We start from the raw sequence: 23616 nt of genomic DNA, 5'->3' as shown, positions 1-23616 counted from the left end.
CATGTATACGCCCATTTCCCCGCAACCGACCAATGCCCAAGCCTGGCTCGCTGCCGTTGCTGCGGTTCAAGATGCGGGGGGAGAGGCATACAATGTCGTTATCGACATTGAGAATCCAGTCGCTGTGTCTTCTACCGACCACGCCATCCTGACCACGGTCGATCGTTTTCTGCGTGATCACCACGCAAATACCATCTCGGGGGTGGCCAACACAATTTTTCCTCAAGGACTGCTCGAACGCCACGGGGCGGGGGACCTTTATGCTGCCTATGACAAAGTCCTGCCACGCATGAAGCAGATGACGCGGGATTGGGGCCGCTATTTCGAGCGTATGACTTCGTGGAAAAAGGTCAAAGGACAGAACATCAGTGTCATTAATCCGCTGGACGATCTGATCCAATTCATGAAAGCCCAGATCGAATCGGAGCGTACCTACCGTAACACCTACGAAATGACCATTTATGACCCGACGCGAGACGCCGGCAAGGTCTCCAACCGGCAGTGCCTTAGCTTCTTGAGCTTCAAGCTTACCGATGACAAGACGTTGATGCTCACGGTGATGTATCGCAACCACGCCTACATCGCGCGAGGCCTTGGCAATTTCGTCGGCCTCGGGCGGCTGCAGGCCTTCGTCGCAGCGCAGGCGGGAGCAAGTCTTGGCTCGTTAACCTGTATTTCGACCCATGCCGAGATCGACGCCGGCAAGAAGACCCAGAATTGCGTCGTACACGGCTGGAGCATTGGTGAGGCGAACGATCTCATTCGGCAGTGTCGAGCCTTGCCCGTTGCGGCGTCATCGCCTGCGCCCTCTAGCCTTCCGGCCAACGCTCAAACCGAACTTCCCGCTTGATGAGGTCTGCCGTGACAATTCCGCGTCGGTGGACCTGCAGCTCGCGAAAGACGGCATATCCCTGCAAAATAGCACGATCCCACATCCATAGTGGCAGATGGTGTGCTTCGTAGCCCTGAACAAAATTCTTGACCGCCTTCAACAGGTCAAGGCCAAGACGTGGCGTGTGGGCGAAGAACTGGTGTCGCTTCGCGGTCTCAAAAATCCAAGTCGACAGACCTTCCTCGATCAGGTTTGCGCGAGCCCCGTCCTCGTTTTCGTCGATCGCCGGCAGGCTCTTTCGTTTGATCTTCAGCAAGGCCCGCGTCGTGGGGGACCAGCCAAGGACAGCAGCAAAGGCCAGGTGAAAGACGTCATGAAAGCGATAGTCGTCTTCCGGAAGATGGTTGTCGGTCAGGCGATCTCCCAGCAAGAGCCCACCTGATTTCTGAAAGACGAATTTCTTGCCGTTGACCTCCCGCTCGTAAACCTCAACACGCAGGAGACGAGGGAGCTGTTCGTCGACGTGTAGTCCTTCATCGAACAGCGGGGGAAATATCGCTCGTGTAGGCCAGCTCTCTTGCGTTTTGGCGATATTCCTGGATCCTGCCTCGTCAAGCGATACCTCAGCTGCCGACGCCGCGTGACCCAGCGGACGGACAAACTTGATCAGATCGCCGCGAAGGGCATCAACATTGTCGGTGTAGGCGCCTCCTACATACCGCTTGGCGAGATCACCGCTCTCACCCGCAAGCTCGAGCAATGACTTTTCGAACGCACCCTCGTCAATGCCGCGTGAGCCGCGGGGTGCTAGTGCACCCAATGTCAACATGCCTTGGCCGGCCGCATCGCTGATCGCGCGCGACAAAACATCTTCAAGTCCCGTTCCTCCACGGCGCGCGACAGCGGAGACATACCACAGGACATCTCCCAGCTCCTCGACGACGGCGTCGTGATAGCCAAGAAACCCGTCCGTGTCGCGACGCTTCTTCTTCAGTGCGCTGACGAGACTGCCGACCTCACCGACAAGGCCGAGCAGGGCAGTCTCCAACCTGGGCTCAAGCTGGTCAGTGGCAATCGCATTTCGCTCGAACTCGGACACCGAAATCTGCCGATCCATGCCTTTTGTCATCGATTCTCCTCTTCGCTGTCCAACCATCGTGACTGCCCATTCCCGACAGTATATCGTTTCGACGATTCTCTACCCGGTCGGGCACGGACATCGTGGCCGAAAAACTCAGTGACAGGGCGTCGGATGACTCCAACCATTGTCTTCGATACCTATTGGCGCTTTGCCGCCGAGCGGCTTGCGATGTATTACCGTCGCCTCGCTGACCCTATTGGCCTCTGTACCGCTGATCCGATTCTGTCCGGCTTTCGGTTCACCAACACCTATCGGGCATCCGATCGGGTCAGCCAGTATTTGATATCAGAAGTCCAGGCTGGGACTGACCGTTCCCAAGAGCCGCGCGAAGTCTTCTTTCGAACCATTTTGTTCAAGATATTCAACCGAATCGAAACATGGGAAGCATTGGAACAGCGTCTCGGCCCGATCACGTGGGCAAATTTAGATGCGGCTGCGCTCGATCGCGCGCTTGAGAACCTGCGCAGGCGAGGGAACAGCATCTATTCGGCGGCCTACATCATGCCATCGCCGTCGTTCGGTCGCGAGCGCAAGCACAGCAACCACATCGCACTTCTGCTGCAGATGATGAAGGATCGGCTTCCAGACCGAATCAGGCATGCCCGCTCGTTGCGGACGGTCTACGAGCTTGTTTTGAATTATCCGGGAATCGGTCCTTTCCTCGCGTTCCAATATACGATCGACCTGAACTATTCTTCGCTTCTCGATTTCGACGAAGCTGACATGGTCGTCGCCGGGCCAGGGGCGCTCGACGGCATTTCAAAATGCTTCTCGAATACCGGCCGGGCAACGCCAGAAGAGGTTATCCATTGGATGACCGATCGCCAGGAAAGCGAATTCGCCCGACTCGGACTGCGTTTTGATGGTCTCTATGGCCGCCCACTGCAACCGATCGACTGTCAGAATGTGTTTTGCGAAATTTCGAAATATGCCCGGGTAGCACATCCCGATATCACCGGCATAGCCAACCGAACACGCATCAAACAAATCTACCGTCCCAATCACCGACCATTGCCGGCTCCCCAATTTCCATCGCGCTGGGGATTGCACGTTCCGTCCGAGCACGCTGGACCGCGAAAGATCTCACATCACGAGCCTGTACAACCGTCGTTTATCTAGTGGCAACGATGGGAAATCGACAGTTCCCGCGCTATATTGTAGTCGCGCGGCGGACGACCGCTGTTTTGACTGGCAAATGGCGAGTCGACAATGTCAGATCCTGCCGACCCTCCCGAAGATCCCGCAGCGGCTCTGCTCCGCGAGTTCCAGAATTCTCCCTCGCAGAAATTGATGAGCGAGCTGGCTAACTCGCCAAGCGTACAGTTAGCTCGCGAAATCGCGACCTCACCGGCCGCCAAGCTGCTGGAGGAATATGCTGCGTCCCCTGCAGCCAAGCTTGCGCGCGACCTGGCTGGGTCTCCGGGTGCGGCAATCCTCCGAGACGTGGAATCGACCGCTAAGTTAGCTCGCGGGATCGGGTTGCCTTCGAGCGCGGAGCTGACCACGATGGCGTCTACAGCAAAGACACTCGCCGGGATCACAATAGATCCAGGTGTTGCCGACATGCTTGCCGGGGTTAAGCAGCTTCATGTCGAATCGCCATTCGCAGACGCGATCGCGAAGATCAAGCCGATCGCAATTCCGCCGGAGTTTGCTGTCGCCATCAATGAAGCGCGAAGGGTATTTGCCGATTTTGGGAATGCCCACGGAGGGTTCGCGAACGCGATGAATGCGATCGAGCAGCAAAAATCGCTCGTAGCATCGCTCGCCGGGACCGCTGGCGACATCGCCCGTATGAGCCAGTGGGCGAGCACTCTCGGCAGAATCGAAGTCGCTGATATCAGCAAGCTCTATCCCGCACTTCCAAACCTTACGGCCGAAGTCACGCGTCTGCACGATTCGATCGGATCCGTCGGCCTGGACCAACAGAGCTTGAGCGCCGTGCTCGGACTTGATCAGAGCCTGAGCGCCAGCCTTGAATCGACCAGGTTCAAGATGTCTGCGTTCGCGGGCGTCACAGATATGATCGGTCCGCAAACATCTGCCTGGCGCGAGGCATATCAGTCCCTGTTCGGCGAATGGCGCACGCGCCCCGATCTACCCGAAAATTTCTGGCGGGACGCTCGGGTCCGTCGGCGCATGTACGATGCCGCTAGCGTTGATCCGGGTCTGGCTCGAGCGGATCTCGCGGTCGCGGTCGAGGTCGTAGTCGATAGCGGTCTTACCAGCGGCGTCCGCTCTGACACGGATACGGTCGCCGTCATTGGCTTCGGTGATGTCTCAATGACAATCCGCTCGCGCGGTACGCGACACGACGCGTACAGGGTGCTCGAACGCTTCGAGGTAGAGCTAAGAGCCTATATTACACGCAAACTATCAGAGAAGTTCGGTCCTGACTGGTTCAAATTGCGCGTCGACGGCAACGTCGCCGGCGATGCCAAGCGCATTCGCAGACAGGCTCTCGAGCGCGGAGAGGCCTCGATGCCACTGATCAATTATACAGAACTCGGTCATCTGTCATCTATCGTCCAGGGCCGCAGAAATTGGGATGAGGTTTTCGGCGACACCTTCATAAACTTGAAAGAGTTTGATCACGACATGCAGAAGCTCGTCGCCGCCCGGCGACCGACCATGCACATCCGCCCGATTGACGGTCTTCGACTCGTTGAATTGATTTGTGTGGTCCAGCGTCTTTCCCGTCAGATGGAAGATGATGGTGCCTGGAAGGCCGCCGCCGAAGCAGAAGACTAGTGCTGGGTAACTGTTTCGAATTGCATACCGCGGGTTCAGCGTTGGCGATACTCATTCGCCAACGCTGGCCGAAACCGGCGCTGACGCTTCGGCTCTTGCACACGCCACGACTGGAAGCCATTTCCAATTGGCGAATTTATCGCCAGTCTGGCGCAGGTGACTATATCGCTTCAAGCTGCTCCAGCTCCGGTGACCCGAAACGCTTGCGGCTTGAGGTATTGTTTTGCCCATTTCAAACAGGCGCGAAATCCCGTCGTGCCTCAAATCGTGGAAGTGCAAATCATCAATGCCCAGGAATCTGCAAGCACGCGTGAACGCAGCACCAATTGCGTCTACGGAGTAGGGGAATATTTGCTTCGCGACGCGTGGCATGCTTTCGATAACTGCAGTCGCTTCAGGCGGCAGATCGCAGAATACGTCATTCCCCTGCTTGTCGCCTGGATGCTTCATGTCGCGAATGAGAACACGAGCATCTGGATGTATGGGTGGCGCTGCGGCTTCAAAATCCGTCCATTCGATCCGCGTGATCTCTTCCTGCCGCCGGGTGCTATAGATAGCGAACACGATAATCTGCTGCATCGGCGCGGACCGAGGCCGATGAATTTTGACCTTGCCGAAATGATGCATGAGGAGGTCCAATTCGGCCAAAGTTGGTCGACGATCGCGCTCCTTGCTTTTCGAAGTAAGGCCGAGGTTTCTCGTCACCACCAGTGCATCGTCCATCGCTTGTGAGTCTAACGGATAGCCCCAGGCCGGCCGTGCAATGGTGAAGATTGAGCCGAGGTGGCTGAAGTAGTTTCCCACCGTTTGGGGCTGAACCGGCAATTTTTTGGCGAAGGAGACTAGCTGCTCACTCGTGACCTCGCTGCACTTGAGATCCGCTATGTCATAGTCCTTGATGGTCGCGAGTACCTGAGCTTTGGTTCGGCCGATTTCCTTGATCGATTCCTCAATGTAGCGATCGATCACTGCGGACAGCTTCGGGTCCGGCATGTTCTGCCGCTCGAGTGCGCCTGGCTTCGCAAGTTCTGTCTCTCGCTTCTCCATCCACGCGGAAGCAGCTTGCCTGCGATCGAAGGTCCTCGTCTCGCGGTGGACGATCTCCCCGCCGCGCTTAATGGTGACCTGCGCGTGATAGCCGGTGGAACCGTCTTTGCGCTTGCGAGCAATGGTGCTGCCCCGGGGCGCAGCAACCAGCGACAACGGCCGGACCCACCGTCGAGCCGCACATCCCGATGGACCGCACCATGGTGCTTCAGTCGTTCGCGTTCGCAGCCGCCTGGACCGTGACCTCGGCGATGTCTGCACACCTGCCGCGCATCGTGGAAGCCTTCGGCGCGACACCGGCGCAGGCCGTTTTCGCGGGGATGATGATCGGTCCCGCCCAGGTCGCCGCCCGCGTCATGGAGGCCAGCGTGCTGGGGCGCTTCCACCCGCTGGTCTCGACCCGGCTGGCCTGCATCACCCATCCGATCGGCGCCTGCGTCATCGGGGTGTTCGGCGGCGGCGCCGCAGCGGCCTTCGCCCTGCTGCACGGCGCCGGCAACGGCATTCTCACAATCGCGCGCGGAACGCTGCCGCTGGCCATCTTCGGGCCGGAGAACTATGCCTATCGGCTTGGGCTCATCGGAGCGCCTTCGCGCATCGCTCAGGCGCTGGCCCCGCTGGGGTTCGGGCTGTTGATCGAGCCGCTCGGCCGAGGCGTCGTCATGGTATCGGCCGGTCTCAGTCTTTCCGCCCTGGCCGCGTTAATGCTACTTGGCGGTCGACGTAAAGCGGAGGACGTGGTCGCTGCGGAAGAGTAAAATCTGCAGTGCCGCTGGCGTCGCCAGAAGTATTCTCAAAGCTCGAAGAACGGGTGCCGCACCTTTCCCGCGACCGACTTGGCTCTCATCACCCGGACCCGCTGCTGCTCGACGCCGAGACCGGATGGTCATCAACGTGACCACCTGGAGCGCTCGGCGACCGTTGCCGGTGAGCGCTTTGTTCTGGAAGGCGTCCGGCGGGCCGTTTTTGCCGACGAGAGCGGCCGGTCATGGCGGTCCCGGTCAACATGGCCAACGAAACAAGCGGTCCGCGGAGTCCCCGCGGAGGATGGGCTTGGTGCTGCATCCCCCGGCCGAGGAACAGGCGGGGCGGATCGCCCGGCTTTGAAGGGACGCCGATCCCCGTCTCCCGGGCGCATGGTTAACGGAACCTAACGCTGGACCGCAAGTCTCGCCCCTGAAAGCCAAAATAAGCCGCCCCGAGATCGCTCTCTGCTATGGCTTTTCGCAGGAACCAAAAATATACTGCACCAAATGGCCTCTTATTTTGGGTTCCCATGAAGCGCAGCGATCTCAGCCATACGATCCGCCAGACCCTGAAGCGGCTTCCGCCGCCCTACGATTCTCACTACGGGATCGTCCCGCCGGCACCCCCGGAGGACGGCGTGTTCGTCGGCGGGGCGATGAAAGCCTTGGAAGCCGCTCAAGCAGCCTTCGGCAAGGTCAACGCTATTGGCGCCGAGATGAAGGACCCCTACATCGTCAGCCGTGTCCTTACCAGACGGGAGGCAGTCAGTTCCTCGTCGATCGAAGGTACCCAGAGCACTCTCGACGAACTGCTTTCCGTCGAAGAGACGGGCGACGACGGAGCACGGGACGAAGCGCGCCAAGTCCGCAACTACGCCGTTGCCCTGGACGGATTCATCCCGAGAGCCGCCAAGGACGGCTACAGCGTCTTCACCATGGACCTGATCAAGGATCTCCATCGCGCCGTGATGAAAGACGATCCCGACTATCAGGACGTGCCCGGCGACCTCCGTACGCGCGTCGTATGGATCGGCGGAAACAAAGACATCGCATATTCCAGCCTGAATCCTCCACCCCCTGATGCCGTCCCCGACTGCCTCGCCCAAACGGTGGACTACCTGCGGAACGAGGGCATGCAGCAGATGACGCAAGGGTTCATCACGCGCATGGCGATCGCGCACACCCATTTCGAGGCGGTACACCCGTTCCGCGATGGCAACGGACGCGTCGGCCGCCTTCTGCTTCCGCTCATGATGGCGGCGGAGAAGCACGTGCCTCTGTACCTTTCGCCTTACATCGAAAGCAAAAAGGGCACGTACTACGCCTTGCTCAAGGACGCTCAACAGCGGCTCGACTGGGAGCCGATCATCACCTTCATGGCCGACGCCGTCACCGGTACTGTCGAAGAACTCATCCGCACTCGGACGGCACTGTCGGAATTGTCAGAGCGCTGGAGGGCGCGCCGAAAATTCCGCAAGGGATCCGCGGCCATCCGCGCCCTGGATGAACTTCACAACTATCCGGTCGTGACGGCGAAGCGGCTCGGCCAACTGCTCGATGTGTCGCCTGCGCAAGTAAATCAGGCCATCGCGCAATTGCAGGAAGTCGGCATTCTGCAGGAGAGGACCGGCTATGCGCGAAACCGGATCTACGCCGCTCCCGAAGCTCTCGCCATCATCAACCGTCCGTTCGGCGAAGAGCCTATCTTTGCCGAGATCGATGCGGACGACGACGATCTCGACGAGGTCTCGTTTGGCCCGAAGGGCCCGTGATCTCGTTAGCCGCCGGCACGGTACTGAGGCGACTGCAAGCGAGCGTCCCCTGGGTTCTTATCCCTCCAGGTCCGGGGGCGGTACCGCTGACGACATAGCCGACGGCGAAGTCTCAGCTTGTCTGACACGCGCCACGTCCGCCGGATGAGCAGGTCCATTTCCAGGCCCACAGCGATCGACGCCAACCGGTACGTTCCGCCGATCATGCGCGCCACTTCCTCGTCCATGATCGAACGATCGTCTCGATGATCCGCTATCCGTGCGGTGCCGACGAACGTGCCGGTATCGCCGTCGATGCAACTGAGAGTGGCTGGGGTGGACGGATCTTCGCTCCCGGAGACGACTACATCGCAGTCCCGATAAGGCAGTTTCTGCCTGCAAGCGCCCGATCGTGCCGAGGACACGGCGCACTTCCTTTCTCGACGAGCCCAACAGGCTCATCGCCGTCGCTGAGTTTCTTCGTGCGCGGGAGAAGATCCGCGTGTGCTTCGATGATCGGTCAGCGCAGGTGAACGAGAGCCGCCGCTGATCGTTACGATTTGAAAGGCCGCGATGCTAGGCGACGACGGCTTCGCTTCATCGGAAAGAATGGGTTGCCTTCCAAACGGCGGCTTCGTCGAAATTCCAAGGATTCGTTGAGGAAGAACCGAGGAGTCGGTATCGCCGGCGGCGTCTCGCCTTAAAATTTTAGTAGGCAAGCCGGGAGCAGAACCGGCATTGACGAGGGGAAACTGCGATGCCGGTACTGGCGGATGAAGGGCTTGCGGCGCTGGTGAGGCAGGTGATGCCGCCCAGAGCCCAGGAATGGGTGGTGTGCAGGTCGTCGACGAGCATCAAGACGCTTGCGTGATGTTCAACCGAAACGTCATACGGGTTCATCGAAACTGGTCGACCGCCATCCACGACGCCGGGCTGCATTCCGTTCTGGCTTACCATCCGCTGAGCGTGAAGAATGTGTCCTCGCAGGTTCTCCGCGGTTTGTCATCGCGTACCGCCGTCGATGTCCGGCAGGCGTGCGCGATCGAGAAAGGCTACAAGGGACGTCTTTCCGAGAAGCGCGGTTTCCTGGACCGCTAATGGAGAGTTCGCCTTCGCCAGCAACGCGTCGGCGGCCGAACTCGATGCGCTTCGCGAAGCCAGGCGTGCCATTTATGAACAAGCTCGTCAGGCCCGATCTCGAGCTCAGTGGGACGAAGATTACCAAAGCTTGTTGAGCAGACGTTTGACCTCCGGAAATATGATGGCTCGTTCCGTGTCCCGCTCTCGGACTACCAACGCTGGCTCCCGAAGCAGACCGCAGAAGCCTTGAAGCTGTACGGCGAGGAAGGCGTCCCGCTGCTGGTAATCGAAGGCGAGGCGTTCGATTTGGTCCCCTCGCTGAATGACGGCGATCTGGCCGACCTGGTCTACCAGTTGGACCGCGACGTCCAACGCGCGGAGGGCGAGACGGACGACCGGGCACTACACCAGTTGTTGGGAAGCTTGGACGACGGCTGGGCCAACGGCCGGTAAACGATGGCGGCCGCGCGGGTCATCGTCACCGGCATGATCCACATGGTGGCGACCTCCGAGATCATCGCCGACGTCATCAGCCGGCGCCGATCATCGGCGCGATCATGATCAGCATGATGCCGCTGCTGCTCATCGACATGTCGACGATCATCGGCGCCGGCACGATCACCGGCAGCATCAACGGCAGCGCCAGCACCAGCAGCACCAGCGCCACTTCAGCACGATAGCGCTGGCGTTTCTCAACAGGCAGGGCTGCTGCCTGTCACGGATCGCTTGCGATACGCGAAGTACCTATTATCCTACTCACGGCGAAATCTTCGCGGCGTTAATGTTCGGCTTCCAGTCCTGCCGCCGATTTGCCCTGATCGGGCATCGATTTACGAGATCGAGTCGTTCTTAAAGCCCGGATTCGAGTCGCTCTTATAGCCCGAACGAGTCGTTCTTAAAGTGGACCAACACCGGGGGCCGGGCGCCTTGCACAGAGTCGTCCTTGCTTTGGTCTGCGCGCGCTCATTCGTCCGAAAGCAAACGCACCTCGATCTAGAACTCGCCAACTGTAGCGAATGCGACATTGCGCTTGAAAAACTGCCGGATGTTACTCAGCACCGCAGTGGCCCAAATCCTGCACGGCGCTCTGGCAGTACGGCAAGGCCGGCCCCAGTCCGGAGTTGTAGATGATGGAATCGCGAGGCTGCGTAGCACTGAGATTTTTGGGTTCTAAGCTTCTCCACGCACACCGGCAATTTGTTGCGGTCGCGACCGATTCTGTTTGGAGAGAGGGATAATCATGCAATCCGACGTCTAGAGAGAACGATTCTATCTTTGTAGGTGACCGCGCGGGAATAGCAGCGATTCGTGCTGTTTGCGCGTAGCGCATTGACCTAAGGAAGTGGGCGAGGTGATATCGAACCTGACAACGCAGGCCAGACAAGCCTCTTCCAGGCCTTTGCGCGAGCACTGCTGATTATGAAAGTTCGATGGGCGCATCTTGGCTTCCCGTCAAGTTGGCGCGACGCGTTCATCAGGCTGAGAGCACTGGCCCGGTGGCGGTGAAGACCCGCGAGGAGACAATGCCGATAAACTACCGTTGCTAAGCGCAAGGACGCTCTAGAACGTCATCTTGTAAAGCGAGACGCCGAATTGGGTAAGGTCAAGCACGCCAATCAGTGGCGCCAAAGTAAGCTAAAAAAAGGACGCGCGCCGGAGAGGTTTCTCACTGCTGCTGCGGCGACTGAGAAACCGTCGATCGAAAAGAGAATGGGCGCTGCTATTCGTCGCGCCCGGCTCGAGCGAGGGCTTGCGCTTGGCGATGTTGCATCGGCAGCATGTATCTCAGTCCCGATGCTCAGTCGCTTTGAGACGGGCCGATCTACCGCAAGCTTCGCGCTGCTTGAACGAATTTGCGCTCGGTTAGGTACTGATCTTTCGACCTTATTCAGTGAGGTCGAGCAAACGAGGGGCGAGGCACGACTCATCAAGGCCTCTGATCAATTGGAGGTTGTGCTCAGGTACCAGACAGGGGCACACCTTGTTTGCTCTCCTATCACAAGGGACCGCGCAGGGTTTTCGAATCCTTCCTCGTTAACATAGACAAGAAGAGAAAGAGCTATCCGCGCTTTCAGCATCCCGGGATAGAGTTTATTTATATGCTGAGCGGTAGGATGCAGTATCGTTTTGGTGACAAAACATTTCTGGTCGAGCCAGGTGATGCATTCACATTCTCTGGCAATATTCTTCATGCCCCGGAACAGCTGTTAGACGATCACATCCAGTTCATCACGATGATCGTATACGCAGAATGATTGTAGGACGGCCGAGAACCTGCGGTGAATACACGTGTACAAAAGCACAGTATTTGCAAACGCTGTTGTGTGCTGGTCGCTAATGCGCAGCATCCGCTGAACGAATTGGGCTGCTGTCGTCCAATGAGCGCGCGTATCTGCTGAGGAGCTGAACCCGATGGCAGCGCCCTATCTTTCGGAACGGTGCATCCATGAGCTATTTGAGGCCCAGGTGCGCAAGGCGCCGGACGCGGTGGCGGTGGCCTACGAGCACGCGTGCCTGAGCTATGGCGAGCTCAATGCAAGGGCGAACCGGCTGGCGCATCATCTGATCGCGCTGGGGGCGAGGCCGGATCGGCCTGTCGCGATCTGCTTGGAGCGCAGCCCCGCGATGGTGGTCGGGCTGCTGGCGATCCTGAAGGCGGGTGGCGCGTATCTGCCGCTGGATCCGGCCTATCCGTCCGGGCGGCTGCGGCAGGTTCTTGCGGATGCGGCCCCGCGGCTGTTGCTGGCAGATGCTGCGGGAAGATCCACGCTTGGCTCCGATGCGCTGGTCGATGTGACGGTAGTCGATCTCGATACGACGAGGCCGAGTTGGGCAAATCTACCGGCGTCTGATCCGGATCCGCGCACCCTCGGCTTGACCTCGAGCCATCTCGCTTATGTGATCTACACCTCGGGATCTACCGGCACGCCAAAGGGCGTCGAAATGCCTCACAGCACGCTTTTGAATTTGATCAGGTCCTCGCCAGTGTTAGGAGCGCCAAAGCGACGCACACTTCAATTCACGACCCTGAACATCAACGTCTCGTTCCAGGAACTGTTCAGTTGTTGGAGGGACGGTGGCGTGCTCGTGCTCGCGCGGGAAACGACCATTGCAGATTTCACCGGACTGCTAGAATTTGCGTGGACTGAAGCGATAGAACGACTTTTCCTCCCATTCGGAGCGCTGAACCATTTTGCGGAAGTCTGGGGCGCCCAAGGAGTGCTGCTGCCTTCTTTGAGAGAGATCTATGCAGCGCGTGCGCAATTGCTGACCACCCGAATGCTTAGATCGTTCTTCGAAGTGCACCCCAGGGTGAGGTTAATAAATCAGTATGGCCCCGCAGAAACCCACGTAGTCACGGAGCACAGTCTCGCGGCCGACCCATCACGCTGGCCCCAGTTGCCTCCCATTGGCCGGCCAATCTCGAACACACGGATTTACCTGCTTGACGGTCATGGTGAGCCCGTTCCGTTTGGGGCGGTTGGGGAACTTCACATTGGGGGCGCGGGAATCGCGCGTGGCTATCTGAACCGACCCGAGCTGACGGCGGAGCGGTTTGTGGCCGATCCGTTCAGCGGCGATCCCGGCGCGCGGATGTTCCGGACCGATGATCTTGCGCGCTATTTACCGGACGGCAATCTGGAGTTTTTGGGCCGCAACGACAACCAGGTGAAGATCCGCGACTTCCGGACCTAGCCTGGCGAGATTGCGACGCAGCTCGTTGGCATGCGTCGTGTGCGACACGATCTGGTGGCGCGTTAGGATCGCACCGACGAGAAGCATCTTACCACGTGAGGTCGGTATATGCCGCCATATCGATGCCGCGACAAATCAGGCACTCGTTTCGCGTTCGAGGCAAAAAGTAGTTCAATCGCATAAGAATGTTAGCGCTGACGTAATCGGCGGGCGTAGGCTGTTTGTCCTTCGTTGGTGTTTTGGAAGACGCTGCTACTTTCAACTAAACTTGAAACACAGAGAAGGCGGCGCGCGAATGCGTTGCCGAACAGCAAAATCCAAACGACTGCCTTTCGCGATGCCGTATTCGCCAGTGTTCCTGCTTATGTTGCCGTATAACGGCGAAATTCATCAAATATTTGCGTTCGCTTGGCCGTCTTGACTGCCAGCCGGGCTTTCGCGCACATCATCCGGCGACATGTTTCTCTGCGCTCGTCATCGAAAGAGTCTTTCTCCTGATCGAGGTCGGTTATCATTGAACATGCAGCTCAAGCGCTGCGCGTGCTTAATGAAAAGCGTCAGTTCCACAGCCGCGCAGTAAATTGAGCGCTAGCGCATTCTGTATCCATCCGAGCTGAACGGCGGACTCGTTCGTCGGCTCGTCGTCTGAAGAGTTACGGGAATCGCCATGGCAGCGCTTGCAGCAAGAGCCTGGCCAATGCGCATCGTGAGGCGTACCGGGCGGCTTTTTGGAAACGTGCGGATCCTTTTTGCCCGCCTCGCGCGCGCTCTTTCTGAGGACATACATTCCTGATGACTGCAGCCTGCCAAGTTGCTGGCAAAGTGACATTTGGGCTCGAGAGGCCAGGGAGCGCTCCTCTGGATCGCGATGGCCCAAATCCTGCACCGCTCTCCTACGCGAGGGAAGATGGCCGAAAGACTATGAAACAAATTCAGGTTTGAGGGCCGATTTGCCAAGCGAAATCCGGGGCGATGGTCCTCCGTCGGCGATGGAGGTCAGCTGTCCGTTTACTCTGACCCTGCCGCATTTTGAATGGGCATCGGAACATCCTGGCTATTCGGGACGTCGCGCCGCAGCGCTCACGCCGCCGAGAAGCTATGGCTGGCACATCATGCCTTGCGCGCACCAGCTGCCGCTGAGGCATTTGCCGATAATGGATGCCGATCCGCAACGCATGCGCCTGCTGACTCAGAATTGAGGACTCGTAGCGGCTACCCAATGGCTTCACCGCGGAAGAAGGATTATCCGAATGTCCGGCGCCAGACCCAATATTGACCCGCATCCGCTTAGCCCTTATGTCGCCTGGGCGGGGAAACCGCAATAGGGACGCGATCCTAAAAACGTTCGAGGAGATCTTTCCTGAGGAGGGTAACGCGCTTGAGGCGGCGACTGGTTCCGGATTGCGTGTCAATTACTTCGCGCCGCATGTTCCCGGCGTTCGTTTCAGCACTCCGGCTACAACCAAGATGTCTTCGAGATCATCGAAAACAACCGTGCCGAAGGTGGTAACAACAACGTTTGTGATCCCGTTCTAATCGATCTCACCGCCCCCGCCAGCTGGCCGGATACCGATGACCGGCTCTACGACGTCATCTTCGTCATCAAACCTCTTCCAAGTTGCCCCTATCTCATCGCCGATGGCATTGCGGCGCTTGGTGCAAAGCTCTCAAAACCATCTGGCTTCATTGCAATCTATGGTCTCTTTGGAAAAACACCACGCCATCGAACGAAGCGTTTGACAGGGAGATCCGGGTGGCCGGCGTGGCCGAATGAGGCCGCAAGGAGGTGCGGGACCTTGAAAAGGGAGCTGGCAAGCATGGGCTGGCGCCCAAACGGCAATTAGATTTGCCGGCCCATAATTTCATTCTGCTCTTTAGATGCCAAACGGCAACGGAGCCGCTTCAAGTGTATGGCTCGGCCGGCGGAGTGCACTCGTAGCTCAGCTGGATGGCGTGTCCCCGAAGGTGGAGGCGACGCATTGACGAAGGCCTTCAATGAACCGACGGGTCAATCCATCGTACGGTGCGGACGATAGTGACGCCCGCTCGCGGTACAAACTAATTAATCAGCGGGAGAGCTTCGCCAATTTCGAGAGTTTATCAGGATCGAACTTTGGCATCGGCCCGCTCGGCTCCGGCGCGGACGGCTGTTGTTCGCTGAAAATAAGCGTTCCCTCAAGGGGCACTCCTGGAAACTGCTCCGCCTTGCCAACGTAAGTGGCAAACTTTCCGGAGCATGTTCCCACGAGATTTAGCTCTGGTTCTTGATCGTCGCCGAAGACCGTTGGCTGCCCTTCGGTATGCCGGTTTGTCGTGACAGTCGCGGTAAATCGATCTCCATCGACTTCGCAAGAGCCGCTGTAAGTCATCACGCTATCATGACCCCAGATCTTGCCGTCTTCCACATGGAGGATGCCGGTGTCTTGGCCGAGTGGCGTCTTGAACCACGCCGCATAGATGCCGTTTTTAAGCAATGGGGAACCCTCTCCCTCGGTGTTCACAAAAGCAGATGATCAGCTCGGTTGGCACTAAGACTTGTGCGATTGCGCGTGAAAAGCAGTCTGTTGTTCGAACCACGGGAAGTCGCGCCACCTTGGAGATATGATAGAACCTTTGCTCAGGCTGCAACGGGAGGGTTTCGGGCAGGCGGGTCTGAGATTGTGAAAACTAGCGGAAAGATAGCGGCCTTTAGATCCTCGAAAGCACAAAGCTCTTCAGAAAGGCGTGTCTCGAGATATTGGCGCTCAGGCTTAGTCAGCTGGGCTTCAAGCAAACGGCGATAGCAGTGGATGCGGTTGCGATGGGTGCGCATGGCTGCCAAATTCTCGCTGATCATCGGCGGACTCGCATTCGGAACAGGTTCAAGGCTCGCCTGCATTACGGTTCTTTAGAGAATAGGTAATCCGGAGATCGATTTAAGAGTATGTGTCTGCGCGACACATCACATGTGTCCTTGCTGCACCACTTTCGTACGTAACGTACCAACAATAGGATTTCCGCGGATGAGCGATGTAGCGGCCATAAAATGCGCGGGCGATCTTGACGGCATCGGCCAAGGCATCCGAAGGAGCGACGTACCTGAAGCGTTTCGCGCAGCGCAGTGCGAGGCGTTTAGCGCGGCTAAAAATCCGGCGCGCGAGAGCGGCGCAGATGGGCTGTAGGTTCGCGTGAGCGATGCGAAGCTCGTGCGTGCCCTCCGGCAGGTTCGGTAAGTCGCTGACATTCTGTGCAAATGGGGTGAGTGGATTGCCGTGCTATACCCGCTCATCGATGAGACCGATTTCATGATCTGCCGCCGTGCAGCAGCTCCGCCGCGCCCACTGGCACAGCCTAACCGCTGGCAGGATCTTCACGGAAAGTCTTTTCCAGAAATCATTCGTACATTGACCTACTCTCCGAAGGGCGCGTGGTTCACAACTATCTCAGCGCACTTAGTTTCATTACATGATTGTGCGGGACCGGAGCAAGAGACGAACCTCTTCACAAGAATTCACCTGTTCGATCCGCTGGAAACGCCGGCGTATAGCCATGCGTTTTGTGTTCGACATCAGACGCGCGGCTTGTTCCAAAAACAACCGGTCTTGTTGCAAAGACGACACCGCCCGCGAAAAGCCGCAGGCAATGCGCGTCGCATCCGCTGGCCCAGCTCCTGCACACCACAAGCGGCAATGAAGCGGCGCCAACAACGCCGGCCATTCGGCCCGTTGCAAGATGGCGCGCGTTTGCGTGGTTGTGAGGTGATATGCGATCTGAACGTCTCTTTTGGGGAGCCGCAACAGCTGCGGTCGTTGTAAGCGGTGCTGTCCATTCGGCGGATCTCGGGCCGGCAGTAAAAGCCCCACCGGTACTGTGGCGCTGGACCGGAGGATATATCGGCGGCCAAGTCGGCGGGGGCTCCGGCCTGACTTCGTTCAGTGATCCTTACGGTCCGTCAATTTACGGCGACGTCGTCGAAACCCCTGTGTTCCTCGCGGGAGGTCAGGTCGGCTACAATTGGCAGAAGGACCGCTGGGTTTTTGGCCTCGAGCTGGATGCCAGTGGCGCCGTCTCGGACGGTACAAACACCTGTCTTGCCTTCTCCGGCAATGTCGTGATCGCGACCTGCACGGCAAGTCCAAACGTCTTTGTCACAGGGACCGCCCGTATTGGTTACGCGGTTGGCCCGCAGAGCCACACGCTGGTCTACGTCAAAGGAGGCGTTGCCTGGCAAAACAATCGCGGCGAAATCGCCAATAACAACGAATTTCGGGAAGATGACTTTCCCGGCTTTCCACGCGAGGTAAGGCACTTCGATTACAGTCGTTTCGGTGGGACCGTTGGCCTCGGCATCGAGCAAGCGCTCACGCCCGCTTGGTCCGTCAAATTCGAGTACGACTATATGCGGTTTGCCGGGCCGGGTGTGGCGACCCCTCCGACCGTGCAGTTTCCGCCTTACGCAATCGTCCCAGCCAACACAAGCAGCTTATCCAGCAATTATCACGTCGGAAAGGTCGGGCTGAACTACCATTTTGGCGCCGATCCTACGGCGCCGGAACGGTCCGATCCGCCGCTGTACCCGACAGGTGCGACCGCCAAAGCGGCGCCTTTTGCATATCCACGCGATTGGTCGCTCGAAGGCGGCTCACGGCTCTGGCTCAGTCGGGGAAAATTCCAATGGGACTACATCATTGCGCCTGTGATGCCTGGAGACACCGGGATTCCTAATTCTAGGCTCACGTATCACGGGCTGGACGGCATTTCCGGCGAATTGTTCGGACGTCTTGACAGTCCCTGGGGAATATTCCTGAAGAGCAATATTGGAATCGGGCGCTTCGACAAAGGAAAGATGAACGACGAAGATTCGAGCAACGGCGGCGAGGCCTATAGCAACACAATATCAGGCCAGGCGAACGGAAAATTCATGTACTACACGGCCGATGCCGGTTACGATTTCCTGCGCAGCAGCACCTACAAGGTGGGCGCATTTGTAGGATGGACCTATTACGGCCAGAAGTCCGACTCGGTAGGATGCGTGCAGACCGTCTCGCCGTATCCATGCTTGACGCCGAATGACAGAAGGCTCATTGGCAGCCAAGACACCGATTGGAACGCGCCGCGCATCGGCCTTAGCGCCGAGACCGCATTGCTCGAGCGCTGGCGTGTGAGCGCCGACGTTGCTTACTTGCCCTGGACCGAATTCAGTGGTCGTGACCACCACCTCCTTCGCGAGGAAACAACTTTCTACGATCATCGCGGGGACGGCGGCGGGGGCGTCCAGGTGGAAGGAATTTTATCCTACTTCCTCACTGAGAATCTCAGCGTTGGCATCGGTGCCCGGTATTGGGCAGTGTGGACCAAAAAGGACAGCGGTGCCACTTACAACTGCTGCGGCGGCACGGGTACCCAAATTCAGGACCGATCTCTTGCGAAGTACAGCATGGAGCGATGGGGCACGTTCTTCCAGGCTTCCTACAAGTTTTGACTAAACCTGCTGGCTTGTCGATTTAAGCTGGGGAAAGCTGCGACTGTACAAGGGCGAAAGCTCGGCCCTGTGGCTACGTCGGATGTATGCCAGGAAAAAGCTGCAAGCTTTTGGCCTATTCAAGCCGAAAGCTTGCATCGGTTTGCCGAAGGTGAGGGCCAGGCGCCGCGCCACTGGTGCAACGTCATTCCAAGGCGATCTTTGATGTCAGAGCACCGCCAGGCCTTGACATGTCACTATCTCGCCATTCGGAGGTCGATTTCTCCACCGGAGCCAGCCAACTCCTGATCATTGCAAAGCTTCATCTCGCGGCGATACGAAAAGTGGGGGTGTCGAAACCGGATCATTGATAATCGACACCTCCGTTTTTGTAGCTGCTCGGCCATAACGCTGCCCGATGCGCGGCGCGCCTGCCGACGCTCCAAAAGATCGGCGGTGGTGATGCCTTTTATCGCGTCTGGTGGAATGAAGCTCTACTTCGAGGAGTACGGTAGGGGCTATCCAATCATTTTCGTTCATGAATTTGAATCGGACCTGCACAGCTGGGAAGCACAAATCCGTTATTTTTCCCGTAGCTATAGATGCATCGCCTACAATGCACGGGGATATCCCCCGAGCGACGCTCCTGATGCTCAAGCAGCATACGGTTGGGAATCCGCCGTCCACGACATTGACGCCGTTATGCGCGGTCTGTCGATCGCTCGAGCCCACGTGGTTGGATCGAGCATGGGTGCATATGCAGCCCTGCTATTTGGTTTGTGGCACCGCGAAGGGGTCAGTGCGATCGTTGCAGCCGGAGCAGGGTTAGGATCTCCAGCGTCGGACCGTGAAAGTTGGTCGAGAAACGCGAGGGCTCTGGCGCGCACATTGGCGGCAAGAGGTATCGATGCCATGGCCGAGAAAATGGCGGGCCACTCCACGCGCATTCGACTGAAGCACAAGGATCCGAAGGGCTGGCAGGAGTTCGTAGAGCGGCTCAAGCAGCATTCTGCACGCGGGATGTCCAATACTCTGCTCCAGTGCCAAGCCGTGCGGCCGTCCTTGTACGACTTCCAGGATCAATTTTCACAGATGCCGGTACCGGTTCTGCTCGCAGTCGGCGACGAAGACAAGCCATGTCTTGAAACCAGCTTGATGCTCAAATCCACGATTCCCGGCGCCGGCATTTGGGTGTGCCCCAATACCGGCCACGCCGTCAATCTCGAAGAACCTGCGGCGTTCAACGCGCAGGTTGAGGGTTTCTTCAGTGCCGTCGAGGGAGGAAGCTGGGGTCATTTCGATCCGTGGAAACAGTCCGCCTCGAGCTACGAGAAGTCAACAGCCGCGCCACTGACTTTCGACGAGGCGCTTCCATGAAGCCCCGCATCAATGTCTATCTTTCCGAGCCCGTCGCCGCGCAGCTCGCAGTCGCAGCGCAACGCCCGGGAGCGACCAAAGCGGCGATCATTGAGGCTGCACTCGCTCATTTCCTCAACGCCGATCGCGATATCGAGGAGCCCTCAGTTGATCGCCGGCTGAACGCCATACACCAAAACCTCGAGCAGCTACATCAAGATGTGCGAATTGTAAGCGAGACTGTTGCGCTGCAGGCTCGATTTCTTCTCGCCGTAACGCCGCCGCTTGCAGCTGCCGACCAACCTAACGCCTGCGCCCTCGGACTCGCCCGTTTCGACGAATTTGCTGCCCAGGTGGCAAGGCGAGTCCATCGGGGAACATCCCTGATCAAGGAAACAATCGAGCAGGTGAATTCGACTGATCCGGAGCATGTTGCAGCAGAATCGGTGAAGCAAAAAGCGCTGACGCGCTCAACATGCCCGGGACTGAAGTACAGTGCGACGACTGCCGCAGGCAACAAGCGACAGACGCCGCGTTCTGCCGGAGAGCCACAGTGCAAGCGCGAGCCCGATTTAAGGGCCGAACAAACAAGCCTTGGCATATCGGGGTTCTTTTTGCGGCCCTGCCGTGCGACGGCGGGACAGGGAGGGCGAGGCTTCCGCCAAAATTGGCTTCTAATTTTGCGCGCGTTCTTGCCTTTCGTCGCTGCTTACTACCTTTCTTTTCTCTTTCGCAACATCAATGCGACGATAGCTGGACCGCTGAGTTACGAGTTTGGTCTGGGTGCCGATGACCTCGGTCTTCTGACGTCCATATACTTCCTGACCTTCGCAGCGGCTCAGATTCCTGTCGGAATATTGTTGGACCGATACGGTCCACGGCAAATCCAGAGTGTCATGCTTTTGGCACTAGCCGCCGGCGCAGCGCTATTTGCCGTCTCTGACAACTTCTTGCTGCTTCTTCTCGGTAGGGCGTTAATCGGTCTTGGCGCTTCCGCAGCATTGATGGCCGGATTGAAAGCTGTCGTTCTCTGGTTTCCCACCAAGCAGGCCCCACTGCTCAATGGCCTGATGGTCATGCTGGCTGCCCTTGGCGGCGCGACTGCAACTTTGCCGGCTGAATACCTGCTCGTTTCGGTCGGCTGGCGGGGATTGTTTGAACTCCTGGCCATCGCATCACTTGGATGCGCGCTTGCAATTTTCATTGTCGTGCCAAAGGCCACGTGCTCATTGGCGGCAGCGAAGGAGACCAACATTGGAGTGGGAATGATTTATACGGACCCTCGCTTCTGGCGTTTGGCGCCGCTGTCCGCGACCTGCATTGGTACGGCCTGGGCGCTGCAGGGATTGTGGGCTGCCCAGTGGTTCTCGGATGTGGAGGGCTTAGACCGGTCGGGATTGCTTCGCAATCTCTTTACCATGGCACTCGCAGCGAGTGCGGGCGCACTGGTTCTAGGGGTTGCGGCTCAAAAACTCCGGCGATACGGGATAGGTCCACGGGCGCTCTTGGGTCTTGTCGCAATTGTGTTTTTCGTCGCCCAACTGGCAGTAATCCTGCGAGTCCCTCTGCCATCATCCGCTCCGTGGATGATCATCGCTGCCGTGGGAGCGGCAACCGTCCTTAGTTGTGCGATTTTGGCCGAGTTTTTCCCCAAAGAGCTTTCTGGACGTGCGAATGCGGCGCTCAACGTCTTACACATTGGTTGCGCGTTTGTGGTCCAGTTTCTAATCGGCTTCGTGGTCCAGCACTGGACGCCTCAGGATGGCCACTACCCGGAAATTGCATACCAAACCGCCTTTGCAGCGAACCTTTCAGTTCAGCTCGTAGCATGGTTCTGGTTTATTGCCAGTGTGCCTCTAGCACACCAAAGTGGCGCTGATAGAAAAGGCGGACCCTAGCAGCTCTGCAAGATCGGACTGAGGCGGTACTACCAAGACCCGCGTACTGCTCTGGCCAATATAGGTGTTTTTCAACCTGACGTCCCGGCTTAACCGCGAAGTTGCCAATGCGGTCAGCTATTTGAGCCGGACGGGAAAAGGCCATCAACTCCAGTCAATATCTTCGCGTGGAGTCAGTCGACTTCCTTGTTGTGTCAGCCATGCGATAAACTGCTCCACGCTTCTTGCTTCGTGCGCTGAGGGGTTGAACAGGCCATAGAACCCCGAGCCAATAATGCGTGATTGAGGAAATAGAATTTCAAGACGCCGTTCTGCAATGTCCAACGAAACGAGCGCCTCTGGCACAAGAACAAAGCCATAGCCGTTGATTGCTGCCTCTATGAAGGAAGAAGTGGTCAAAGACTTGGCCTCGTGGGTCTGACCGATATCCCAGTCCGGCCAAGCCGATAAATGCGGCTTTTCATGTGCAGCAGCGGACAGTCCCTTCATGGCGTATCTTCAATTCCGACAGCAGCACTGGAGAGCCGATCGCTACAGCTTCATCGTCGACGGCAAGCGAGTCCGGCCTTCTTCATAGGATAGCGCCGAATGACAAGGTCACTTTGGTCGACGCTCGATTCGAATTCATCAGTGGGCGGATTTGGACGGATGGCCGCGTCTACGCTGGCGACGGGCGACCGCGACGTTGACCCGGAGCGGCGCGTGGCCGACTGGAAGGATCTCGTACATCTCGTCGGGTTATACTTTCATAGTTATGCCGCCGCCAGACTTGACGTACCCGCCACCAGTAAACTTGCCGGAAGCGAACTCACTCAGCGCGAGCGCCAATGCCTTGTATGGACCGAACAGGGAAAACTCTCGCGGATATCGCGGCTCTGATCCAGATTGCGCCGCGCACTGTAGTCTTTCATCTTGAGAACGCTCGCCGCAAGCTTGGTGCAGCATCTATTGCCCAGTGCGTCGCAGAGGCCTTGCGACGCGGTTTGTTGTCCTAGTCACATTTCACATCCTGCCAATTCGCCAGACGCAGAACAGACCTGGCGCTCGTCAGGCGGTCATTATTTATTGTACTCTGTCCAGAAAGGTCTAGCGTAATCAAGCTGAACCAGACCCACCTGTAAAATCTAACAGGCGATTAGAAAGGTCCTTTCTGGTCTTGAGGCCTCCTGATAATTTCAGGAGGTTGTCATGCATGCCGTCGGACTTCACGCCCCTCAATTTGGTCGTAATCTGGAGTTGCTCGCGTCGATGTATCGGCTGCGACGCCGTGTCTTCAAGGACAGGCTCGACTGGTCCGTGTCCGTCTCTGGTGAATTCGAGCTCGATGTGTATGACACGCTCGGGCCGACTTATCTCATTCTGTTATCAGACGGCGGAGAGCCGGTTGGTTCGGTTCGTCTGCTTCCAACGACCGGTCCAACCATGTTGGCCGACGCCTTTCCCGTTCTGCTTGGCGGCACCCCCGCGCCGCAGGACAAAAGCATTCTCGAAAGCTCGCGCTTTTGCGTCGACACCAGGCTTATCACCGAGCAGGTCGCCAATAGTCTTAACCGCGCGACGCTTATCCTCTTCGCCGCGATGATCGAGGCGGCACGCGGCTCGAGTGCAGACAGCATCGTGACGGTCACCGATACGCGTATGGAACGTATTCTCCGGCGAGCGGGCTGGCCATTGAGACGGATCGCTGCTCCTCAGCAGGTCGGATCGACCACGGCTGTCGCAGGCTTTCTCGACACGTCCGAGCAAGCGCTTCACAGGATGTACGAACGAGCCGACGTCAGCGGCCCTGTGCTTCTCTCCCTCGATCTTGTCAACGCGGCCGCCTAACCAGGCGCGCCTCGTGGGCAAGGGCCAGTAAAAGTCATTTGGGGCGCAAAT

The 23616-nt window shown here is 58.0% G+C and carries 21 protein-coding genes and 1 pseudogene; 16 read left to right on the top strand and 6 right to left on the bottom strand.

The features are described 5' to 3' along the window. Position 1: 1 nt before the first annotated feature. Complete coding sequence (locus RX331_RS23615) at positions 2-850, top strand: hypothetical protein (RefSeq protein WP_317252289.1); 849 nt, start codon at positions 2-4, stop codon at positions 848-850. Here RX331_RS23615 and RX331_RS23610 read toward each other — a convergent pair. Beyond that, positions 810-1961, bottom strand: coding sequence for a nucleoside triphosphate pyrophosphohydrolase family protein (locus tag RX331_RS23610; protein ID WP_317252288.1), 1152 nt, complete (start codon positions 1959-1961; stop codon positions 810-812). The two genes, RX331_RS23615 and RX331_RS23610, sit on opposite strands and share 41 nt — an antisense overlap. Positions 1962-2084: 123 nt before the next feature. Between RX331_RS23610 and RX331_RS23605 the strand changes: the two genes are divergently transcribed. After that, positions 2085-3092, top strand: a complete 1008-nt coding sequence (locus RX331_RS23605; RefSeq protein WP_317252287.1) for a nucleotide kinase domain-containing protein — start codon at positions 2085-2087, stop codon at positions 3090-3092. A gap of 90 nt (positions 3093-3182) precedes the next feature. Continuing rightward, positions 3183-4724 (top strand): hypothetical protein, encoded by a 1542-nt coding sequence (locus RX331_RS23600; protein ID WP_317252286.1) that lies wholly within the window; start codon positions 3183-3185, stop codon positions 4722-4724. Between the two features lie 51 nt (positions 4725-4775). Here the strand turns inward: RX331_RS23600 and RX331_RS23595 are convergent, their stop codons facing one another. Continuing rightward, positions 4776-5927, bottom strand: a complete 1152-nt coding sequence (locus RX331_RS23595; protein WP_317252285.1) for a site-specific integrase — start codon at positions 5925-5927, stop codon at positions 4776-4778. 5 nt (positions 5928-5932) lie between these two features. Between RX331_RS23595 and RX331_RS23590 the strand changes: the two are divergent. The 4 genes and pseudogenes from RX331_RS23590 to RX331_RS23575 all read left to right on the top strand — a co-directional run. Continuing rightward, a pseudogene (locus RX331_RS23590) lies at positions 5933-6529 on the top strand (MFS transporter); the annotation flags it as partial. Positions 6530-7047: 518 nt separating this feature from the next. Further along, positions 7048-8289 (top strand): Fic family protein, encoded by a 1242-nt coding sequence (locus RX331_RS23585; RefSeq protein ID WP_317252284.1) that lies wholly within the window; start codon positions 7048-7050, stop codon positions 8287-8289. 804 nt (positions 8290-9093) lie between these two features. Then, positions 9094-9366, top strand: a complete 273-nt coding sequence (locus tag RX331_RS23580) for a hypothetical protein (protein ID WP_317252283.1) — start codon at positions 9094-9096, stop codon at positions 9364-9366. A gap of 228 nt (positions 9367-9594) precedes the next feature. Next, positions 9595-9801: a hypothetical protein gene (locus RX331_RS23575; RefSeq protein ID WP_317252282.1), complete on the top strand. Its 207-nt coding sequence runs from the start codon at positions 9595-9597 to the stop codon at positions 9799-9801. Positions 9802-9877: 76 nt separating this feature from the next. Here the strand turns inward: RX331_RS23575 and RX331_RS23570 are convergent, their stop codons facing one another. Further along, on the bottom strand, positions 9878-10015 hold the full coding sequence (locus RX331_RS23570) for a hypothetical protein (protein ID WP_317252281.1): 138 nt from the start codon (positions 10013-10015) through the stop codon (positions 9878-9880). A gap of 1043 nt (positions 10016-11058) precedes the next feature. Here RX331_RS23570 and RX331_RS38905 point away from each other — a divergent pair. The 4 genes from RX331_RS38905 (at position 11059) to RX331_RS23560 (ending at position 14580) form a co-directional block, all read left to right on the top strand. Further along, positions 11059-11391, top strand: a complete 333-nt coding sequence (locus tag RX331_RS38905; RefSeq protein WP_410708308.1) for a helix-turn-helix domain-containing protein — start codon at positions 11059-11061, stop codon at positions 11389-11391. Continuing rightward, complete coding sequence (locus tag RX331_RS38900; RefSeq protein WP_410708000.1) at positions 11334-11603, top strand: cupin domain-containing protein; 270 nt, start codon at positions 11334-11336, stop codon at positions 11601-11603. The genes RX331_RS38905 and RX331_RS38900 overlap by 58 nt, the downstream gene beginning before the upstream one ends. Before the next feature lie 157 nt (positions 11604-11760). Beyond that, complete coding sequence (locus RX331_RS23565) at positions 11761-13044, top strand: amino acid adenylation domain-containing protein (RefSeq protein WP_317252280.1); 1284 nt, start codon at positions 11761-11763, stop codon at positions 13042-13044. 1296 nt (positions 13045-14340) lie between these two features. Then, positions 14341-14580 (top strand): DUF938 domain-containing protein, encoded by a 240-nt coding sequence (locus RX331_RS23560; RefSeq protein WP_317258220.1) that lies wholly within the window; start codon positions 14341-14343, stop codon positions 14578-14580. 530 nt (positions 14581-15110) lie between these two features. Here RX331_RS23560 and RX331_RS23555 read toward each other — a convergent pair. Then, the gene (locus RX331_RS23555) at positions 15111-15518 is read right to left on the bottom strand and encodes a hypothetical protein (RefSeq protein ID WP_317252279.1); all 408 of its coding nucleotides are present in this window, start codon (positions 15516-15518) and stop codon (positions 15111-15113) included. A gap of 143 nt (positions 15519-15661) precedes the next feature. Then, positions 15662-15880 carry a hypothetical protein gene (locus RX331_RS23550; RefSeq protein WP_317252278.1) on the bottom strand — a complete coding sequence of 73 codons (219 nt, stop codon included), beginning with the start codon at positions 15878-15880 and terminating at the stop codon, positions 15662-15664. Positions 15881-16786: 906 nt separating this feature from the next. Here RX331_RS23550 and RX331_RS23545 point away from each other — a divergent pair. From RX331_RS23545 to RX331_RS23535, 3 genes are all read left to right on the top strand, one after another. Further along, complete coding sequence (locus RX331_RS23545) at positions 16787-18505, top strand: outer membrane beta-barrel protein (protein WP_317252277.1); 1719 nt, start codon at positions 16787-16789, stop codon at positions 18503-18505. Between the two features lie 465 nt (positions 18506-18970). Then, complete coding sequence (locus RX331_RS23540) at positions 18971-19861, top strand: alpha/beta hydrolase (RefSeq protein ID WP_317252276.1); 891 nt, start codon at positions 18971-18973, stop codon at positions 19859-19861. Beyond that, positions 19858-21738 carry an MFS transporter gene (locus RX331_RS23535; RefSeq protein ID WP_317252275.1) on the top strand — a complete coding sequence of 627 codons (1881 nt, stop codon included), beginning with the start codon at positions 19858-19860 and terminating at the stop codon, positions 21736-21738. The genes RX331_RS23540 and RX331_RS23535 overlap by 4 nt, the downstream gene beginning before the upstream one ends. 144 nt (positions 21739-21882) lie before the next feature. On the opposite strand, the gene RX331_RS23530 is transcribed toward RX331_RS23535, so the two are convergent. Then, positions 21883-22227 carry a hypothetical protein gene (locus RX331_RS23530; protein ID WP_317252274.1) on the bottom strand — a complete coding sequence of 115 codons (345 nt, stop codon included), beginning with the start codon at positions 22225-22227 and terminating at the stop codon, positions 21883-21885. A gap of 338 nt (positions 22228-22565) precedes the next feature. On the opposite strand from RX331_RS23530, the gene RX331_RS38895 reads away from it, so the two are divergent. Both RX331_RS38895 and RX331_RS23525 read left to right on the top strand, forming a co-directional pair. Further along, on the top strand, positions 22566-22733 hold the full coding sequence (locus RX331_RS38895; protein ID WP_410707999.1) for a LuxR C-terminal-related transcriptional regulator: 168 nt from the start codon (positions 22566-22568) through the stop codon (positions 22731-22733). A 193-nt stretch (positions 22734-22926) separates the two neighbouring features. After that, positions 22927-23565 carry an acyl-homoserine-lactone synthase gene (locus tag RX331_RS23525; RefSeq protein WP_317252273.1) on the top strand — a complete coding sequence of 213 codons (639 nt, stop codon included), beginning with the start codon at positions 22927-22929 and terminating at the stop codon, positions 23563-23565. The last annotated feature ends 51 nt before the right edge of the window (positions 23566-23616 follow it).

This window comes from Bradyrhizobium sp. BWA-3-5, from assembly GCF_032917985.1.
Lineage (GTDB): Bacteria > Pseudomonadota > Alphaproteobacteria > Rhizobiales > Xanthobacteraceae > Bradyrhizobium.
The sequence above is the reverse complement of the archived record's forward strand: the minus strand, read 5'-3'. Positions and strand labels throughout refer to the sequence as shown.

What these genes read in the sequence shown, in the direction of transcription:
- RX331_RS38905 (WP_410708308.1), top strand. Translation starts at nt 11,059, where the DNA reads ATGGGCGCTGCTATTCGTCGCGCCCGGCTCGAGCGAGGGCTTGCGCTT.
- RX331_RS23585 (WP_317252284.1), top strand. Translation starts at nt 7,048, where the DNA reads ATGAAGCGCAGCGATCTCAGCCATACGATCCGCCAGACCCTGAAGCGG.
- RX331_RS23540 (WP_317252276.1), top strand. Translation starts at nt 18,971, where the DNA reads ATGAAGCTCTACTTCGAGGAGTACGGTAGGGGCTATCCAATCATTTTC.
- RX331_RS38895 (WP_410707999.1), top strand. Translation starts at nt 22,566, where the DNA reads ATGCCTTGTATGGACCGAACAGGGAAAACTCTCGCGGATATCGCGGCT.
- RX331_RS23530 (WP_317252274.1), bottom strand. Translation starts at nt 22,227, where the DNA reads ATGAAGGGACTGTCCGCTGCTGCACATGAAAAGCCGCATTTATCGGCT.
- RX331_RS23565 (WP_317252280.1), top strand. Translation starts at nt 11,761, where the DNA reads ATGGCAGCGCCCTATCTTTCGGAACGGTGCATCCATGAGCTATTTGAG.
- RX331_RS23535 (WP_317252275.1), top strand. Translation starts at nt 19,858, where the DNA reads ATGAAGCCCCGCATCAATGTCTATCTTTCCGAGCCCGTCGCCGCGCAG.
- RX331_RS23580 (WP_317252283.1), top strand. Translation starts at nt 9,094, where the DNA reads ATGGGTGGTGTGCAGGTCGTCGACGAGCATCAAGACGCTTGCGTGATG.
- RX331_RS23610 (WP_317252288.1), bottom strand. Translation starts at nt 1,961, where the DNA reads ATGACAAAAGGCATGGATCGGCAGATTTCGGTGTCCGAGTTCGAGCGA.
- RX331_RS23615 (WP_317252289.1), top strand. Translation starts at nt 2, where the DNA reads ATGTATACGCCCATTTCCCCGCAACCGACCAATGCCCAAGCCTGGCTC.
- RX331_RS23605 (WP_317252287.1), top strand. Translation starts at nt 2,085, where the DNA reads ATGACTCCAACCATTGTCTTCGATACCTATTGGCGCTTTGCCGCCGAG.
- RX331_RS23550 (WP_317252278.1), bottom strand. Translation starts at nt 15,880, where the DNA reads ATGATCAGCGAGAATTTGGCAGCCATGCGCACCCATCGCAACCGCATC.
- RX331_RS23545 (WP_317252277.1), top strand. Translation starts at nt 16,787, where the DNA reads ATGCGATCTGAACGTCTCTTTTGGGGAGCCGCAACAGCTGCGGTCGTT.
- RX331_RS23560 (WP_317258220.1), top strand. Translation starts at nt 14,341, where the DNA reads ATGTCGCCTGGGCGGGGAAACCGCAATAGGGACGCGATCCTAAAAACG.
- RX331_RS23525 (WP_317252273.1), top strand. Translation starts at nt 22,927, where the DNA reads ATGCATGCCGTCGGACTTCACGCCCCTCAATTTGGTCGTAATCTGGAG.
- RX331_RS23600 (WP_317252286.1), top strand. Translation starts at nt 3,183, where the DNA reads ATGTCAGATCCTGCCGACCCTCCCGAAGATCCCGCAGCGGCTCTGCTC.